The 18,232-nt window shown below is 40.6% G+C and carries 12 protein-coding genes; 11 read left to right on the forward strand and 1 reads right to left on the reverse strand.

All coding sequences use genetic code 11. The annotated features are described in order from the left end of the window. Positions 1-356: 356 nt before the first annotated feature. The 11 genes from IRQ78_RS03710 (at position 357) to rluF (ending at position 16,979) form a co-directional block, all read left to right on the forward strand. On the forward strand, positions 357-656 hold the full coding sequence (locus IRQ78_RS03710; protein ID WP_054551968.1) for an isoamylase early set domain-containing protein: 300 nt from the start codon (positions 357-359) through the stop codon (positions 654-656). A gap of 8 nt (positions 657-664) precedes the next feature. Then, positions 665-2,641: a 4-alpha-glucanotransferase gene (malQ, locus tag IRQ78_RS03715; RefSeq protein ID WP_194441374.1), complete on the forward strand. Its 1,977-nt coding sequence runs from the start codon at positions 665-667 to the stop codon at positions 2,639-2,641. Further along, positions 2,641-4,878 (forward strand): 1,4-alpha-glucan branching protein GlgB, encoded by a 2,238-nt coding sequence (glgB, locus tag IRQ78_RS03720; protein ID WP_194441375.1) that lies wholly within the window; start codon positions 2,641-2,643, stop codon positions 4,876-4,878. The genes malQ and glgB overlap by 1 nt, the downstream gene beginning before the upstream one ends. After that, a complete protein-coding gene (gene glgX, locus IRQ78_RS03725) occupies positions 4,868-6,925 on the forward strand; it encodes a glycogen debranching protein GlgX (protein WP_138599467.1) in 2,058 nt (685 codons plus the stop codon). The genes glgB and glgX overlap by 11 nt, the downstream gene beginning before the upstream one ends. Then, positions 6,918-9,440: a glycogen/starch/alpha-glucan phosphorylase gene (locus IRQ78_RS03730; protein ID WP_194441376.1), complete on the forward strand. Its 2,523-nt coding sequence runs from the start codon at positions 6,918-6,920 to the stop codon at positions 9,438-9,440. The genes glgX and IRQ78_RS03730 overlap by 8 nt, the downstream gene beginning before the upstream one ends. 18 nt (positions 9,441-9,458) lie before the next feature. Beyond that, positions 9,459-10,757 carry a glucose-1-phosphate adenylyltransferase gene (gene glgC, locus IRQ78_RS03735; protein WP_054551973.1) on the forward strand — a complete coding sequence of 433 codons (1,299 nt, stop codon included), beginning with the start codon at positions 9,459-9,461 and terminating at the stop codon, positions 10,755-10,757. Between the two features lie 123 nt (positions 10,758-10,880). Then, positions 10,881-12,419, forward strand: coding sequence for a glycogen synthase (locus tag IRQ78_RS03740; RefSeq protein WP_194441377.1), 1,539 nt, complete (start codon positions 10,881-10,883; stop codon positions 12,417-12,419). 91 nt (positions 12,420-12,510) lie between these two features. Further along, the gene (locus IRQ78_RS03745) at positions 12,511-13,725 is read left to right on the forward strand and encodes an EAL and HDOD domain-containing protein (protein WP_054551975.1); all 1,215 of its coding nucleotides are present in this window, start codon (positions 12,511-12,513) and stop codon (positions 13,723-13,725) included. 7 nt (positions 13,726-13,732) lie between these two features. Further along, positions 13,733-14,815 (forward strand): DUF418 domain-containing protein, encoded by a 1,083-nt coding sequence (locus tag IRQ78_RS03750; RefSeq protein ID WP_194441378.1) that lies wholly within the window; start codon positions 13,733-13,735, stop codon positions 14,813-14,815. A 50-nt stretch (positions 14,816-14,865) separates the two neighbouring features. Next, complete coding sequence (locus tag IRQ78_RS03755) at positions 14,866-15,945, forward strand: ABC transporter substrate-binding protein (RefSeq protein WP_228482493.1); 1,080 nt, start codon at positions 14,866-14,868, stop codon at positions 15,943-15,945. A gap of 89 nt (positions 15,946-16,034) precedes the next feature. Further along, positions 16,035-16,979 carry a 23S rRNA pseudouridine(2604) synthase RluF gene (gene rluF / locus IRQ78_RS03760; protein ID WP_194441379.1) on the forward strand — a complete coding sequence of 315 codons (945 nt, stop codon included), beginning with the start codon at positions 16,035-16,037 and terminating at the stop codon, positions 16,977-16,979. Between the two features lie 72 nt (positions 16,980-17,051). Here rluF and IRQ78_RS03765 read toward each other — a convergent pair whose 3' ends face one another. Further along, the gene (locus IRQ78_RS03765; RefSeq protein WP_194441380.1) at positions 17,052-17,594 is read right to left on the reverse strand and encodes a hypothetical protein; all 543 of its coding nucleotides are present in this window, start codon (positions 17,592-17,594) and stop codon (positions 17,052-17,054) included. Between the last annotated feature and the right edge of the window lie 638 nt (positions 17,595-18,232).

Here is an 18,232-nt window from a genome sequence, read left to right on the forward strand (position 1 = left end):
TTTAATTCACTTTACCCAACCCAATTTGTTATCTACTTTTTATAAGTCATTACGAGAGTAGATAAAACATACTGAAATTAAAGTGTATTTTATCATCAACTTGGTTCAGTTATTGCTCGTAATAATACAGCAATATGATTGTTGTAATTTTTGTTTAATTTACGCACTATCTTGGTGCGAAAAATAAACAGTTGCACTGTCATAATGCGTAAATATAGGTTTGATTTACTTAATGAACTTGATGATTTGGTAATCAAGTTTATGAAACCTGGAACGCACAGCCTCCGCTTATAGAGTCGTTGAATGCGGTACTGTGGCAAGGATTAATTTACCAATTGGTTGAATTGGAGCCCACTATGCTAAGCAAACGTTTTTTTAAAACTAAAGACGAAACCGAAGTTACTTTTGAATTTAAGCATCCTGATGCTGAAGATGTGCAATTAGTTGCGGAGTTTACAGATTGGCAGCCTGTGCCAATGAAGTTCAATAAAAAAGAGCAAGTTTTCAAATGCAAGCAGCGTTTACCACTTGATCAAGAGTTTCACTTCCGTTACCTAATCAATGGCGAAACATGGGACAACGACCACCAAGCTGATGGTTATATCCCTAACGGTTTTGGTACTGATAACAGCATTGTTAATACCCAGCGCGCTTAGGTGTTTTGATGCACTCACTTTCTCAGTTATATTACCTGCATGGCATAGGCTATGAATATACTAAATACACTGGTGAGCATGTTATTTTCGATGAAAGTACACGCAAGCAGGCGCTTAGTTGTTGCGGTATAGATACCCAAGATTCTGATGTAATAAACCAACTTAATTTTGCATTAGATGCAGGTACTTGGCTGAACTTGTTGCCTCATACAAGCATTATTGAGGCACACCATCCAATTTTGAAAGTACGCGTTGATGAGCGTTTATTAACACGCTCATGTACTCTAAGCGTGCCTTCGCTTGATATTCATTTTACTTGTGAAAACTTGCAAGGTTTAGCTGTATTAGGTGATTACGGCCTAAACGGCATTCGTTATCTTGAGCTTGCATTGCCAGTTCCTGAAATGCCAATCGGTTACCATGATGCACTCATTACAGTGGCAGATCAGCAAGCTCACAGTCAGCTATGGATCACACCTAAAGAAAGCTTTTCTATTGATGATAAAAAGCGTTTGGGCTTATCCATTCAGCTTTATAGCTTATGCAATGAAGAGGGGTTAGGAATTGGTGATTTCGCTGATTTAACAAAACTTATTAAAGCAGCCGCGACTAACAATATGGATTATGTGTTGCTTAATCCGCTGCATTTACTGTTTGAACACAGTCCTGAGAGGGCGAGTCCTTATAGTCCAAATAGCCGAGCGTTATTGAACCCGCTGTATATTGCTGTGTCATTATGCGAAGACGCCAAAAATAATAATGCACTTGATAAATTATTGGCAAATAAACCGCAAACCGATGCGACTTACATTGATTATACATCGGTTAGTGATTTTAAATATCAAGTGTTTAGCTGTTTATATCAACAATTTTGTGAGTTTGCTTCAGAAGAGCGAAAACAGCAGTTCGCTCGTTTTTGTGAAACCCATAAACACAGCCTGTCGACCATGTTGGTTGGCGACCGTGATTATGCTAGCTATTTACAATGGCAAGCTCACCTTCAATTAAATATCTGCCAGCAAGCTGCCCGTGATAGCGGTATGGCAATTGGCCTTATTAATGACTTAGCCGTTGGCTGTGCAGGTGATGGCAGTGAGTTCAAGAGCCAAAATGAGCTATTTGCCGAAAATGCACATGTTGGGGCTCCGCCTGATCCTTGGGCTGAACATGGTCAGAATTGGGGCTTGCCGGCACTGAATCCACAAAAGTTAAGTAAAGACAACTTTGCTTTTTATCGCTCACTTATCCGCGCCAATATGGAAGATGTGGGTGGTCTTAGAATTGACCATGTAATGGCAATTCGCCGTCTTTGGTGGTGTTTTGAGAATAATTCCCAGCAAGATGGTTGTTATGTTTATTATCCGTTTGAACAGTTATTAGCAGTGCTTAAAATTGAATCTCATCTTAATCAATGCGTCGTAATTGGTGAAGATTTAGGTGTGGTACCTAATGAAGTGCGTGAAGCATTAAAAGCAGGTGCAATCTATTCAAATGGGTTGTTCTACTTTGAAAAGGATTATCAAGGCGAGTTTTTAGCGGCTGAGCATTTTGCGCCTCATAGCCTTTTAATGATAGCCAACCATGATGTACCACCATTCAAAGGTTGGTGGATTGGCCACGATATTACGATTAAACAACAATATGGTTTGCTTGATGATGAGCAAACTCGGGCTCAATTCGATGCGAGAAACATTGAAAAGCATCGTATGCTTAATTTTATCGCACGAGAGTCACACCAGCATTTATCGTTAGAAACAGATGCCTTTACGGTTTATGAAGCGTTGGCATCCTCATTAGCGGCAGCACCAGCAAAGTTATTTACTATTCAAATAGATGACTTAGACCAGCAAATACTGCCTGTAAATATCCCCGGTACTGATAAAGAGTACCCAAATTGGCGGCGTTTATTGTCGCGTCCAGCTGCGCAGATTATCGAAGCGCAACAGTCATTCTTAGCCAATTTAATTTCGATAAGGAATCAATAATGCGAAGTCGTGTTCGTCAAGAGCAAAGTGCACAATCTGTTATTTATCAAAAACAAATCGATGCATTAGCCAGTGGTTGTTTTAGAGATCCTTTCAGCTTTCTTGGGGCGCATAAAAGTGGCCCTACAAGCTATGAAATTCGTTGCTTTTTGCCTGGCGCAAGCAGTGTTTCGATTCTGCTTGGCACAGAAAAAACCGTTGCGCAGCAACAAGGTGATAGTCATTTATTTGTCGCAAATATCAAATCAAAAACGAAACCTGACTACCAGCTGGATGTTAGCTATAGCAATGAATTTACTCATCAACAATATGATGAGTACAGCTTTGAAAGCAGCTTAGATGAACAGGCAATGTATCTGTTTAATGAAGGCAGTTTAGAGCATGCGTATCAACATTTTGGTGCACATTTTGTGACTCAACAAGGGGTTGATGGTGTTCGCTTTACAGTGTGGGCGCCGAATGCCAGTAGTGTATCGGTTATTGGTGAATTTAACTATTGGCAGCGTAATCGTCATTTTATGCGTTTTCATCCTGCCAGTGGGGTATGGGAGTTATTTATTCCTGGGCTTAAAGAGCATCAATGCTATAAATTTGCTATTACCACTCTAACAGGAGAAGTGCTTGATAAAGCTGATCCATTTGCGTTTAAGATGCAACAAGCACCGGGTACAGCGTCAGTACTGCAAAAGCTAAAAACGGGAATTCAACTTTCTGAAAAAGCGTTAGCAAATCGTGCAAAACGAAACAGTGTTAATGCCCCTGTTAGTATTTATGAAGTGCACGCGGGTTCTTGGCAAAGACGAGATAACGGTGAGCGCTATCTAACATGGCGTGAACTGGCTGATAATCTTATTCCTTACACTAAAGAGCTCGGCTTTACGCATCTGCAATTAATGCCAATTAGTGAATACCCTTTTGATGGTTCATGGGGTTATCAACCCGTTGGATTATTTGCCCCGACAAGTCGCTATGGCAGCTTTGAAGATTTTGTTTACTTTGTAGAGCAATGTCACGAAGCCGATATTGGTCTTATTCTTGACTGGGTACCTGGTCATTTCCCAAGTGATCCACATGGTTTACATCGTTTTGATGGCACCCACTTATACGAACATGCCGATGTAAGACAAGGCTTTCACCCTGATTGGAATACCTATATCTACAATTATGACCGTGCAGAGGTTCGTAGCTTTCTGATTGCGAATGCAATGTACTGGCTACATGAATTTGGTATTGATGGCTTACGCGTGGATGCGGTTGCTTCAATGCTTTATTTAGACTACAGCCGTGAAGAAGGGCAATGGGTTGCAAATCAATACGGTGGCAGAGAAAACTTAGGCGCCATTGAGTGCTTAAAACAAGTCAATATGCGCTGCTATGCAAAAAATCCGGGCATTATGATGGTGGCTGAAGAGTCAACTGCGTGGCCGGGTGTTACGCGCCAAGTTGACCATGATGGTTTAGGTTTTGGTTATAAGTGGAATATGGGGTGGATGAATGACAGTTTGCATTATATGCAGCGCGATTCCCTTTACCGTTCGCATCACCACCACGAAATGACCTTTTCGATGGTTTACGCCTACAGCGAGAACTATATTCTACCGCTTAGCCATGATGAAGTGGTGCATGGTAAAGGCTCATTAATTGAAAAAATGCCAGGGGACGACTGGCAAAAGTTTGCAAACTTACGTGCATATTATGCCTTTATGTGGGCGCATCCAGGTAAAAAATTATTGTTTATGGGTGCTGAAATCGCCCAGAGTAAAGAGTGGAATCACGACCAATCGCTTGATTGGCATTTACTTGAGCATATTAGCCACAGTGGCATGCAGCAAACGATTAAAGATTTAAATGCTGTTTACACTAGTACGCCAGCTTTATATGAGCAAGATACCAGCCCAGCAGGTTTTGCTTGGCTCGACAGCAACAATGCTGAGCAAAGTATGTTTAGCTTTATTCGCTATGCAAAGAAAGCAGAAGATTTTGTGGTTGTGATATGTAATTTAACGCCACAGGTGTATCACGACTACGTGATAGGTGTGCCAAAAGCTGGTACTTATCAAGTTATTTTGAACACAGATAAAGCGGACTATTTTGGTTCTGGCGTTGATGCAACTAGTCACGCAGAGCAAATCATCGTAAGCCAAGCGATTGAAAGCCATGGCTTTAATCAAAGCATCAGTGTGTCTTTGCCTGGTCTTGCGACAATTTACCTTAAGAAGGTGAGCGATGAGTCATAGTGTTGAACTCGAAGTTGGGGTGAGCTCGCCTTTAGGGGCATCTGTTGTTGGTGAGGGCGTAAACTTTGCTGTGTACGCACCACAAGCACAACATATGTCTCTGTGCTTATTTGATAGCAGTGGTCATTCAGAAATTCTCACCCTAGCGATGCATATGAACGAAGGCGGTATCTGGACACTAAAAGTGAGCCCTCTGAAAAGTGGCGCCTTGTATGGCTTTCGCGCTGATGGTGAGTACGCACCCGAAAAAGGACTATTTTTTAATAATCACAAATTGCTGTTAGACCCTTATGCGCGTGATTTATATGGCGAGTTTACGTGGAGTGAACGTCACTATGGGCAAATGCCTGTAGGAAAGTTAAGCCAGGTTAACAATGCTATTGATATGCCAAAATCTCGAGTCCGTGAGTTGGCACCTTACACAGGTAAAAAGCCGAATCACAGCTGGGGTAAAACGGTTATTTACGAATGTCATGTAGTTGGTGCAACCTGTCGTCATCCTGAGATCCCAAAATCGTTACAAGGTAAGTTTTTAGGTTTAAGCCATCCTAGCTTTATTGAGCATTTACGCACTATTGGGGTGACTTGCCTAGAATTATTACCTATTCATGCATTTATCAGCGAGCAGTTTCTTACCGCTAAAGGTTTACAAAATTACTGGGGCTACAACACGCTTAACTTCTTTACGCCGCATAAAGAGTATCTCGTTAATGATGATATTAGTGAGTTTCAAGAAATGGTGGCAGCGCTTCACAAAGCGGACATAGAAGTAATACTCGACGTGGTTTATAACCACACTGCAGAGGCGGGCACAGATGGGCCTATTTTATCATTACGTGGCTTAGACAATTTAGGTTATTACCGCACTGTTGCTGATAAACCGCAGCATTATATTAATGATACCGGCTGTGGTAACACGGTAAATATTGATTCGCCTCGTTCTTTACAGCTGGTACTTGATAGCTTGCGTTATTGGGTTGAAGTGATGGGGGTCGATGGTTTTCGTTTTGACTTAGCAACCATTTTAGCGCGTAACCCGAATGGTTTTAATCAGGCGCATGCGTTTTTCCAAGCGATTAATCAAGACCCAGTATTAAGCCAAGTTAAACTCATTGCAGAGCCTTGGGATATAGGCCCAGGAGGTTACCAATTAGGGGCTTTTCCGGCACCGTGGCGTGAATGGAATGATAAATATCGCGATACGATAAGACGCTTTTGGAAACAAGAACAGGGCGTAATTGGTGAGCTTGCAAAACGTTTACATGGTTCGTTTGACTTGTTTGAGCATAACCTACGTGGGCCACTTAACAGTATCAATTTTATCACTAGTCATGATGGTTTTACGCTTGCTGATTTAGTTAGTTACGAGAATAAACATAACGAAGCCAATGGCGAGCAAAATCGTGATGGACACAGTGACAATCACTCATTCAATTGTGGCGTTGAAGGGTTTACCAATGACCCACAAGTGAGCAAATTACGCTTACAGCAACAAAAAAATATGCTGTTAACTTTGTTGCTTTCTAAAGGCGTGCCTATGCTTTCATTAGGAAGCGAAATGGCACACTCACAAGGTGGTAACAACAACGCCTATTGTCAAAACAATCGCACAAGTTGGCTTGCATGGAAAGACTCACAATTTAGTCATCCTCTTACACGTTTTATTGACGATGTTTTGCGCATTCGTAAGCAGTTCAGCATTTTTAAACACCGCTTTTTTGTTCACGACAATGACCCGCGTTATGACGTCGCGTGGTTCACTGAATCAGGCACCAATATGCAACAAGACGATTGGCATCAAGGCGATCGCCAGGTGCTGATATACAGCCTGACAGACAAGCACACAAATCAAGCTTTATTGATCATATTAAATGCAGGATCAGAGCCTGTAACTTGCCAACTTCCTAACTTAGATAAAGGAAAATGGCAGTTAGCGCTGACCAGTATTCATCCAATGTCAACTCAGTTTGTTGACAAGGAACACGAGATTGCTGCAATGAGCAGCTGGGTTTTTACCGCCAATTCAGAGGATCTTAATCATGGCTAAAAATGCCGATCAAGTATGTGTTGTTAAGGGCTGGCAGGATGCGCCTACAGTTGATGAAAGTACTTTAGACGATGATTTATCACGCCATTTTTATTACACCCTTGGACGTGACAAAGTAGGTAAATCACAACTGTATTTATACCATGCATTAGCATTAACTATTCGTGACCGATTAGTTGCTCGTTGCCGAGTAACAAAACAGCAAATTCATGAACAAAAACGCCGTAAAACAGCTTACTTGTCTCTTGAATTTTTAATGGGCCGCGCCCTTGGCAATGCGATTTTAAACTTAGATTTAGATGAGCAAGTAGCTAAGGCGTTGCAAGAATACTGCACCGAACTTGAGCAAGTTGCGGAGGCTGAGCATGATGCAGGTCTAGGTAATGGTGGCTTAGGGCGCTTAGCTGCATGTTTTTTAGATAGCTGTGCAAGTCTTGCATTACCAGTGGTTGGCTATGGTATTCGTTATGAATATGGCATGTTTAATCAAGCTATTGAAAATGGTCATCAAATTGAACAACCAGATAATTGGTTACGTGAAGGGCACCCATGGGAGCTGAGTGCGCCTGAGCAATCAAAACGCGTAAAATTCTTCGGTCATGTTGAAAGCTATACTGATAAACAGGGTCGTGAACACCGTCAATGGCTAGATTCTCATGATGTCTTAGCTGTGCCTTATGATGTGCCGATTCCGGGTTACAAGAACGATATTGTAAACACCCTACGTTTATGGAAATCAGAAGCCACTGACGAATTTGATTTAAGCGAGTTCAATGCGGGTAGTTACTCAGAAGCTGTAGCGCGTAAAAACTTAGCTGAACAAATCACAATGGTACTTTACCCAAATGATAGTAGCGAGAACGGTAAAGAGCTACGTTTACGTCAGCAATACTTCTTATCTTCGGCGAGTTTACAAGACATCATTGATACCTGGGTTAGCAAACATGGCGAAGACTTCTCTGACTTTGCTGATTACCATGTTTTTCAATTAAACGATACGCACCCAAGTATTGCTGTTGCTGAGCTTATGCGTATTTTGGTTGATGAGTATGAGCTAGATTGGCAAGAAGCGTGGTCTATCACGACTAAGACCATGGCTTATACAAACCACACTTTACTTCCTGAAGCATTAGAGAAGTGGTCAGTATCTTTATTTGCCCGATTACTACCGCGTATCTTAGAAATTATTTATGAAATCAATGCGCGTTTCTTAGCCGAAGTTGCGTTAGCTTGGCCTGGTGATGTTGAAAAACAGCGTGCACTGTCACTGATCGAAGAAGGCCGTGAGCCGCAAATTCGCATGGCATATTTAGCGATTGTGGGTAGTTATTCGGTTAATGGTGTGGCTGCACTTCACACTGAGCTGCTTAAAGCCGGCTTATTTAACGAGTTTTATCAGCTATGGCCAGATAAATTCAATAATAAAACCAATGGTGTAACACCGCGTCGTTGGTTAGCACATTGTAACCCTGAATTAGCAAAACTGCTTAATCAACACATTGGTGATGAATGGGTTGCTGACTTTAGCAAAATTAGCCAGTTACGCCGTCTATATGACGACCCTAAATTCCATAAACAATGGCAAGCTGTAAAGCACACTAATAAGCAACGCCTTGTTGAATTGGTAAAAAACCGCTGTGGTGTACAGTTTGACGCAGAAATGATGTTTGACGTGCAAGTTAAACGTATTCACGAATATAAGCGTCAGCTATTAAACGTACTGCACGTTATTCACCTTTACGATCGTATTCGCCAAGGCGATACAGCAAACATTGTTCCTCGTTGCGTGCTACTGGGCGGTAAAGCTGCACCAGGTTACTACATGGCGAAGAAAATTATTAAATTAATTAATAACGTAGCAGAAGTGATCAATAAAGATCCGCTTGCTAAACCGTATTTAAGAGTTGCTTTTTTACCTAACTACAACGTAACAGCCATGGAAACTATTTGCCCAGCAACTGATTTATCTGAGCAAATTTCTACAGCAGGTAAAGAAGCATCTGGCACAGGTAACATGAAGTTCATGATGAACGGTGCTTTGACTATAGGTACGTTAGATGGCGCTAACATTGAAATTCGTGATGCAGTGGGTGCTGATAACTTCTTCTTATTTGGTGCACGTGCAGAGCAAATTGACGATATCAAAGCACACTATAATCCTGAGCAGATTATTCACCAAACTGACAGCCTCTATAAAGTAATGCAATTACTTGAGAGCGGTCATTTTAACCTGTTTGAGCCTAATTTATTTGACGACATTATTGCGGCGATTAAGAGCCCGCACGATCCATGGTTAGTCGCTCATGATTTTGCCAGCTTTGTAGAAGCGCAAGAGCAAGTTGAACAAGCCTACTTAGATACTGCTCACTGGACAAAAATGAGTATTTTGAACACTGCAGCCAGTGGCATGTTTTCGAGCGATAGAACCATTAGTCAATACAGTGACGACATCTGGCATTTGGAGCCATTAATGGATACTAGTGCACAGCAAAACACACAGAAGAAAAGCAGCTAGCTTAAGACGGAGAGAGTTATGCCAAGTTATGCAAACCGATATATAAGTAGTTTAACAAGAGAAACGTATGCCCTCATCCTAGCAGGAGGGCGAGGTTCACGTTTACATGAATTAACAGACTGGCGTGCTAAACCAGCAGTCTATTTTGGTGGCAAACACCGAATCATCGACTTTCCACTGTCGAACTGTATAAATTCAGGTATTCGTCGAGTTGGTATTGCTACTCAATATAAGTCGCACTCGTTAATTCGTCACGTAAATCGTGCATGGGGCCATTTCAAAAAAGAATTGGGAGAATCAGTTGAAATACTTCCTGCCTCTCAGCGAAATGGAGATGACTGGTATTGTGGTACAGCTGATGCGGTATTCCAAAATATGGATATTATCCGCCATGAGCTGCCTAAGTATGTGATGATCCTCTCGGGTGACCACGTTTATTGTATGGACTACGGTGGTTTGTTGGCTAAACACGTTGAGACAGGTGCTGATATGACGGTATGTTGTATTGAGGTACCTTGCGAAGAAGCGGCAGATACATTTGGTGTAATGACAGTTGATGAAAGCAATCGTGTTCGTCGTTTTGATGAAAAACCTGCTGAGCCTACTTCTGTGCCTGGTAAGCCAGGGACCTGTTTAGCATCAATGGGTAACTATATTTTCAATACTGAGTTCTTATTTGAACAATTGAAAAAAGACGCAGAAACTGAAGGTTCTGGCCGAGATTTCGGTCACGATATTATCCCTGCTATCATCGAAGAGCATAACGTATTTGCATACCCGTTTAGAGATGTACATGATGGTCAGCCATACTGGCGCGATGTGGGTACACTTGACTCATTCTGGGAAGCCAACATGGAGCTGGTAATGCCACAGCCACAGCTTGACCTTTATGATCCAAAATGGCCAATTTGGACTTACCAAGAGCAGTTACCACCTGCTAAATTCATTTTTGATGATGATGACAGACGTGGTATGGCTGTTGATTCAACAGTATCAGGTGGCTGTATTATTTCTGGTTCTAAAGTTAAGAAGTCACTACTTTTCTCAAATGTATATGTTCATTCATTCTGTGAAATCGAAGAATCCGTAATATTACCAGGTGTTAAGATCAACCGAAATTGTAAGATTAGGCGTGCTATTATTGACCGTAATTGTGAGATCCCCGAAGGACTTGAAATCGGTTACGATAACAAAGTCGACAAAGAAAATGGCTTTAGAGTCTCGAAAAAAGGGATTGTGCTGGTCACTCGTGATATGTTGAATGAGCTTGCAAAGAAGTTAGAGCAACAAGAGCAAGATAATAAACGCCTTGCTTAAGCAATCGCGCTAAGACAAAAAGGGAGGGCATGTCCCTCCTTTATTTATATTTGAATAATACCAGTTTGCTTAATTAAGTATTATTGCCAATTGGTATAAAAGTTTTATGGAGTACTGCAAAGCATGCATGTATTGATGGTAGCTGCAGAGAATGATGCATTACCGAATGCAAAAGTCGGTGGTGTAGCGGATGTTGTTAGAGATTGCCCTAAAGCGTTAGTAGAAAAAGGCCTTAGTGTTGATGTGGTGATCCCAGATTATGGCTTTGAGTATTTAGAGCGGCATCACATAGGTGTAGTGCACGTGCCTTTTGCAGGTCAAATGCAAAAACTGGATGTGTGGAAGCTTGCTAAAAGTGAAGAAGGTATAACGCAACTGCTTATTTCTCATTGGGAATTTAGCCGCCATAACGGCGCTGTTTATTGTAATGATGAACCGGGCCGTCCGTTTGCAACCGATGCAAGTAAGTTTGCTCTTTTTAACGCTGCTGTTTGCGAAGCCTTATTACAAGGGCTTATTCGCACGCCGGATGTTGTTCACTTACATGATTGGCACAGTGCTTGTGTTGCTCTATTACTTAAATCAGATAGCCGCTATAGAAAACTAGCGCACTTATTTTTAGCTTACACAGTACATAACCTTGCATTGCAAGGGATACGTCCTTTCAAAGGTGATAGCTCAAGCCTAGAAGCCTGGTTCCCAAGTTTAGGTTATAACGGCGAAAGGTTATGCGATCCGCGCTATTTTGATTGCTTTAACCCAATGCGTACTGCTATTAACCTGGTTGATAAAGTACACCTTGTTTCGCCAACTTATTGCCAAGAAGTACTGCGTCCAAGTGATGCTGAAAAAGGCTTTTTTGGTGGTGAGGGACTTGAAGCTGACTTGCAGGCTGCCTATGAACAAGGGCGTGTAGTGGGCATTCTTAATGGTTGCGAGTACCCAGGAATGAAGCTTGAAAACATCAGCTTAGCGAGTCTTTATCAACATGCCGAAAATGCGTTATTTCAATGGATGGCAAAAAGCCCAGTATTAGATTCAAGCTATTACATAGCGCATCAACGATTACTTCAATTTAAAACACGGCCGTTTTCAGGGCCATTAGTAACCAGTGTGGGTCGTTTAACGGACCAAAAAGCACTGTTACTTCGTCAGCCTTATGATAAAGGGCTTGTGTTAGATGAGTTATGTCAGCGTTTAAAACAACATAACGGCTACATGGTTATTTTAGGCTCAGGGGATACTGAACTTGAGCACATCATGACATCAGTTATGGCACGTCAAGATAACCTGCTATTTTTAAAAGGTTATGCGCATTATGTTGGTGAATACATGTACCACTTAGGCGATTTATTTTTAATGCCAAGTTCATTTGAGCCGTGCGGTATTAGCCAGATGTTAGCAATGCGAGCAGGACAGCCGTGCTTAGTACATGGTGTAGGTGGTTTACGTGATACAGTAGAACATCATGTGAGTGGTTTTAGTTTCCAAGGCGAGAGTTTGGCATCACAAAGCTACGAACTTGTTACTAGTTTTAGTGATACGCTTGAACTTAAAAAATCGCAACCAGAAAAATGGTGCTCAATATGTGAACAGGCAAGAAATGCCCGTTTTACGTGGCAATCCGTTGCAGAAGGCTATTTATCTGGCTTATATCAATAAAAAGTAAGTGATTCATGGTAATTAGGTGACTTTTTTACCAATTTCAGCTATTAATTACTTAGTGTGATATAAAATAAGAAAAGTAGGTAAAGTGGCTGTATTTGTTGCTAGGCAAGCGGTCTTTAATCGTCGTCAACAAGTTGTCGCCTATGAGCTACTATTTAGAGATAGTTTACAAAATAGTTTTCCTGATGTGTCAGAGAGCACGGCAACGGCTCGCCTAATTATGGAAAACCAGCTCAATTTAGGTACTCGTCATATAACGTCGGGTAAAAAAGCATTGATTAATATTGGTCCAGAGTCTTTGAAGCTGGACCTTTGCGCATTTTTGCCAACAAATGATGTCGTGATTGAGTTACTTGAAACCATTGAGCCAACGGACGAAAATTACGAATATTGCCGTGAGTTATTTCATAACAACTATAAATTAGCGCTGGATGATTTTGTTTACCAACCCGAATGGGACCGTTTTTTAAAACTTATTCGTTTAATAAAGTTTGATGTTCAGCAAACCCCTTTTGAAGAATTGGCCCCGATTGTTCATAAATTAAAAAAGTATCAAAAGATAAAGCTATTAGCTGAAAAACTCGAAACAGCTGATGATTACGAAAAAGCGCATAAAATGGGCTTTGATTTTTTTCAGGGTTATTTTTTTGCTAAACCGAAGATGATTCAGCATCGTGATATTGATTACAATTATGCGCTGGTATTATCGATTTATGCACAAGTCATGCGCCCAGATCCAGATATCAGTGAAATCGCTGGTTTGTTTTCTTTAGATACTGCACTTGCTTATAAACTGTTACGTTTAATAAATAGCGGTGTTTTTCCTATAAAGAGTAAAATTGGCTCATTAAAACAAGCGCTTGTTTATTTAGGTCATGAACGACTTAAAAAGTTTGTTAGCCTAATTATTACTGCTCACAGTGCCCAGTCAAAACCAGCCGAGTTGACTCGGCTTTGTGTTGTAAGAGCCCGTTTTTGTGAATTAATCGCTCAGCGTGTTGCTAAACAGCAAACTGGTGAGGCATTTTTAACAGGGCTATTTTCATTACTTGATGCCATATTAGATCAACCTATGGAAAAGTTATTGGATAGATTGCCGTTTCCTGACGAAATTCATGCTGCTCTCATGCAAGAAAAAAATATCCTCTATTACATACTTGAAACGGTTAAAGCGTACGAAACTGGTAGCTGGTGGGCGCTTGAACAGGCTGTTGCCTATCTAAGTATTGAAAGCGCAGATCTTCCCAAGATATACGAAAATGCAGTAAATTGGAGTGATAGCTGCAGGCAAAACCTATAAGGGATTTATGCGCAATATAAATATGGATGTGTTACGGGGTATTGCGGTACTCGGCTTGATGTTTATGAACATCTACACCTTTGCTGTGTTTGAGTATGACTATACCCCAAGTGCTACGCCACCCTTTTCAGACTCGCTAATTTTCACTATTAATACCGTGTTTATTGATGGGCGTTTTAGAAGCCTTTTTTGCTTGTTATTCGGAGCATCTTTAGTTATTCAATGGCAGCTTTGGCAAAATGTTGAAAAACAACATAAACGGCTAAAAGTTTTGGCATTTATAGGCCTTGCCCATGGTTTTTTATTATGGGCTGGTGATATTTTGTTTATTTATGCTTGTGCTGGCTGGTTAACGCTTAAATTTAGTCAGCAAGATGAAGAAAAAAACTTGCGTATGGGTATGTTGTTTTTACTTCTCGGCGCCTTTATTTCATTCTTACTTGCCTTTGTAGAGCCAGATTTTAACCCTGTAACGAGAAGCTCTGAGAGTTTCTTAATGGCGTATGATGCAGCGTATTCTTCTTACTTTGCAGGATTCGTCAGTAACTTTTTGATATTTATCATAATGCTTATTGCTGTACCCCTTATCACTGTGTGGATGGCTGCTGGGTTAATGATGATGGGTGTCTATTTATATAAGAAAGGCGTATTTGTTCAGGGTTTAACAAACTCCCAGTTCAAGTTGATTGTTCCAGCTGCGATAAGTTTAACGGCCCTGAGATTAATAATCGATCCAAACCAGAGTGTCTTTATGTACGCGATTGTAGAACCAATTAATTGGTTAGCTGCTTTATCCATGGCTATTTTTTATTGCCACATTATTGTGAAAGTAGTTAAGAATATCCCTAATAACTGGTTGCTGCTACAGCAAGCTGGGCGTATGTCATTGACGTTATATTTGATGCAAACAGTCATATTTATATTGTTTTTTAAAGTTGTATTTCCTACTGCTGCGCTTAGCTTTGATAGAATAGATTACTGGTTAGTTATTGCTGTTATGCTTGTTTTTCAATTGTTTTTTTGTAAAGTGTATAGTATGTATTTTAAACACGGTCCGTGCGAGTTAATTTGGCGAAAATTATCTAATTAATTCCTCGTATACAATAATTATAATAGAGTGAGGCGGTAATGCGGATTTGCTTGTTTGTTCTAACCTTGCTTAGCTATTCACCGCTATATGCTGGCGAGCAATTCTCTGTGCTGTTAGTTAACCCCTCAGTTAAAAGTGATTTATTTTGGCAAAGAGTGACTAATGTGATGCAGGTTGCTGCCAAGCAAAATAATGTCGCTCTTACAACAATTTATGGCGGTGGAAATCGCCACATTCAATTAGCTGAGCTGAAACAATACCTGCAATATAACGCTAAACCCGACTACGCAATTTTAATTAATTACCCAGGTGGTGCAGAGCAGTCAATGACCTTGCTTGAGCAGCACAAAATTAAATTTATCACCCTTGAAGAAACGATTGTTGGCGTAGAGCGAGACGAAGTCGGTAAACCCCGTCAGCGCTTTAAGTATTGGTTAGGTGAAGTATTTCACGATAACTTCAAAGCCGGTGAGCAACTTGGCAAAGCCTTACTTGATGAGGCAATAAATACAAAGCAAACGCCTCATTTTGTTGCTATTAATGGCCATTATGGTACTGAATCTGACACCCGCAGTGATGGCCTCGTTCATTATTTACGTAAACAAGATGTTGAGCTTGAGCAAGTTGTCTATGCAAATTGGAGTAAGCAGGAGGCTGCGAATAAAGTAAGCCGATTATTGCAACGACACCCTGATAGCAATGTGATTTGGTGTGCGTCTGATTTAATGGCGCAAGGCGCCCTAGAAGCTGTGAAAGGTAAAACAGATAAAGCCTATTTCATAGGTGGCATAGACTGGCTTGATGATAATTTAGACTTAATTGAACAACAAAAACTCACTGCCAGTGTTGGCGGGCATTTTATGATGGGAGCGTGGGCACTAATTAGCGTGGTCGATCATCATAATGGCAACCCTTATTGGCAGAATCACGATGCGATTAAGTTTAAGCTTGGGGTGATCACAAAGCACAATATTCAAAGTTACCGCTGGCTAAGAAACATCAAAGATTGGTCGGTTATCCCTTTTGAAGCCTTCTTACTGCAAAACAGTAAAAGCACTGAGTACGCCTTCGATTTTGATACGCTACATAGTTTATTGAGCGAAAAGCCCAAAAACGCAGCGCAACACTAAAAGTGTAGTCAAAGAGCCTAGATTCTACCTAGCTTGGTAAAGGCTTCTGGTATAAACTAGCGGCTTTAAAATCCAGACAGAAGTGTGCCATGACAGAGTTAAAGCGATTAAATAAATTTATCAGTGAAACAGGTTTTTGTTCACGCCGTGAGGCAGATAAATATATTGAAGAAGGTCGTGTTACTGTTAACGGCAGCTTGCCTGAAATGGGCGTAAAAGTCAGTGATGCCGATGATGTACTCATTGATGGCAAGCCTTTAAAAGCAAAGCCTAAGCTGGTTTATATTGCCTATAACAAACCAGTTGGTATTACTTGTACGACTGAGCGAAAAATCCAAAGCAATATTGTTAAAGCAGTTAATTACCCCGAGCGTATTTTCCCAATTGGACGCTTAGATAGACCTTCAGAAGGCTTAATTTTCTTAACTAACGAAGGCGACATTGTTAATAAAATTCTTCGCGCTGGTAATAATCATGAAAAAGAATACGTAGTAACGGTTGATAAACCACTTAATCGCCAGTTCGTTAATAAGATGGCAAATGGTATTCCTATCCTCGATACCGTTACTAAAAAGTGTAAGGTTAAACAAACGGGCCCGCAGCAATTTACCATTGTGCTAACACAAGGCTTAAACCGCCAAATACGCCGTATGTGTGAATATTTAGGCTATGAAGTGGTGACTTTAAAGCGCACACGAATTATGAACGTGACCCTAAAGGGTTTAAAAGTAGGGCAGTGGCGTCACTTAACCGAACAAGAAATGGCTGAGATCAATAACTCAATTGCCGACTCAGGTAAAACGGAAGAGCGTTCAATTGATGAAAACAAACAGCCAACGCAAGCTCGTGCGAAGCAAAAGCCACGCAATGAAGAAGAAAAAAAGCGCGACTTTTCTAAATACGTGAAAAAAGCACGCAATGATGCCAAGCAAGGTCAATCAAGATCAAAAGCTGGCAATCCACACTCATCAAAACCAAATCAAACGAAGCGTAGCAGTACTAAACGTACAGGTACATTAAGCCTGAAAAAGTAAGCTTCAGCGCATTAGAGCCCTGACTAGTCTTTACTGGTTCCCTCAGGGTTCTAAATGATACTGATTTCAACCTTAGCCTTTATTAGGGTAAATAGCATCATCTTCAAGACGGTCTCTTTTCTGTTTAAATTCTTTTTTAGTGAGTTTTTTCGAGATAATATCGATAAGTTGATGTTTTCTTACAAAGAATAGCTCTTTTGTATTGTCATCTTCAAATACTAATAGCGCTATTTCATTGTTTTTGACACTTGCTTCAATCAATTTGAGTCCATTCACAATCAAGTTAGGTCTAAAATACAGAGCAATTTGACTGTGTTGTGGAAAGTCGTAATGAGATTCAACAGCGCGGTTTGAAACAGAATCACACTCGAGCTCTAAATCGGCTGATTGTTGCCCTTCACAAATATCTGCGATTGGTGTGCCTATTTCCCCAAAAATCCATCTTGAGTTAAACATCAATCCATTTTGTCCTTCAATTGCTAAAATAGCATCAGATAAAGTTTCAACGGCAACGTGAAAAGCCACATTAGACTCATGCTGATAGTATGCTTTTTCATTGGTACTTAAAGTACCACTGAGTATTGCAATCAATAAGTAAAAACCACTTCTAAACATCTTAATTCTTCAAGTACTAAATCAGCAAAAATAGGTTAGCAAACAAGCTGATAAGTTAATCATTAAACAGACACCCACTTTATTAATAACCATAACAAGATCATCAAAAAATCATTAAATAGACACCCATTTTATTTAGAGCCATAACCAGATCATCAAAATGGACAGCCACGTTAAATAAATTTCACGAAAGCTAGTGCGCTTCCCCAAAAATGGACACCCACTTTAAATGGAAATCCACTTTAAAAGTAACTAGACACCCATCTTAAATAACCTTAACTAGACACCCACTTTAAAAGTAACTAGACACCCACCTTAAATAACAAAAATTTATACTAGACACTGGCGAGCTCTCGGCACCCGACGTTACCGAGAATAATAAATAAGTTAATGATTGATAGCTGACCAATTTTGCATGACTAATAAACTGGGTTATCAATGGCTAGCTTTCAGAATGTATTTATCTTTATTGCATCCCTATTGTTTGTTGGTTATGGGGTGTTGGGATTATTAACGGATAAAATTCGTGTAGGTAGCCGAAGTTATACAGGGAGCATTACCACCATCTATAGGCACCAAGAACCAGTGCGCTTTTATTTTTGGTGTTGCTTATTTTTATTTGCTGGCTGTGGCGGATT

Source organism: Pseudoalteromonas simplex, from assembly GCF_015278155.1.
In the GTDB taxonomy this organism is placed as follows: Bacteria; Pseudomonadota; Gammaproteobacteria; order Enterobacterales; family Alteromonadaceae; genus Pseudoalteromonas; species Pseudoalteromonas simplex.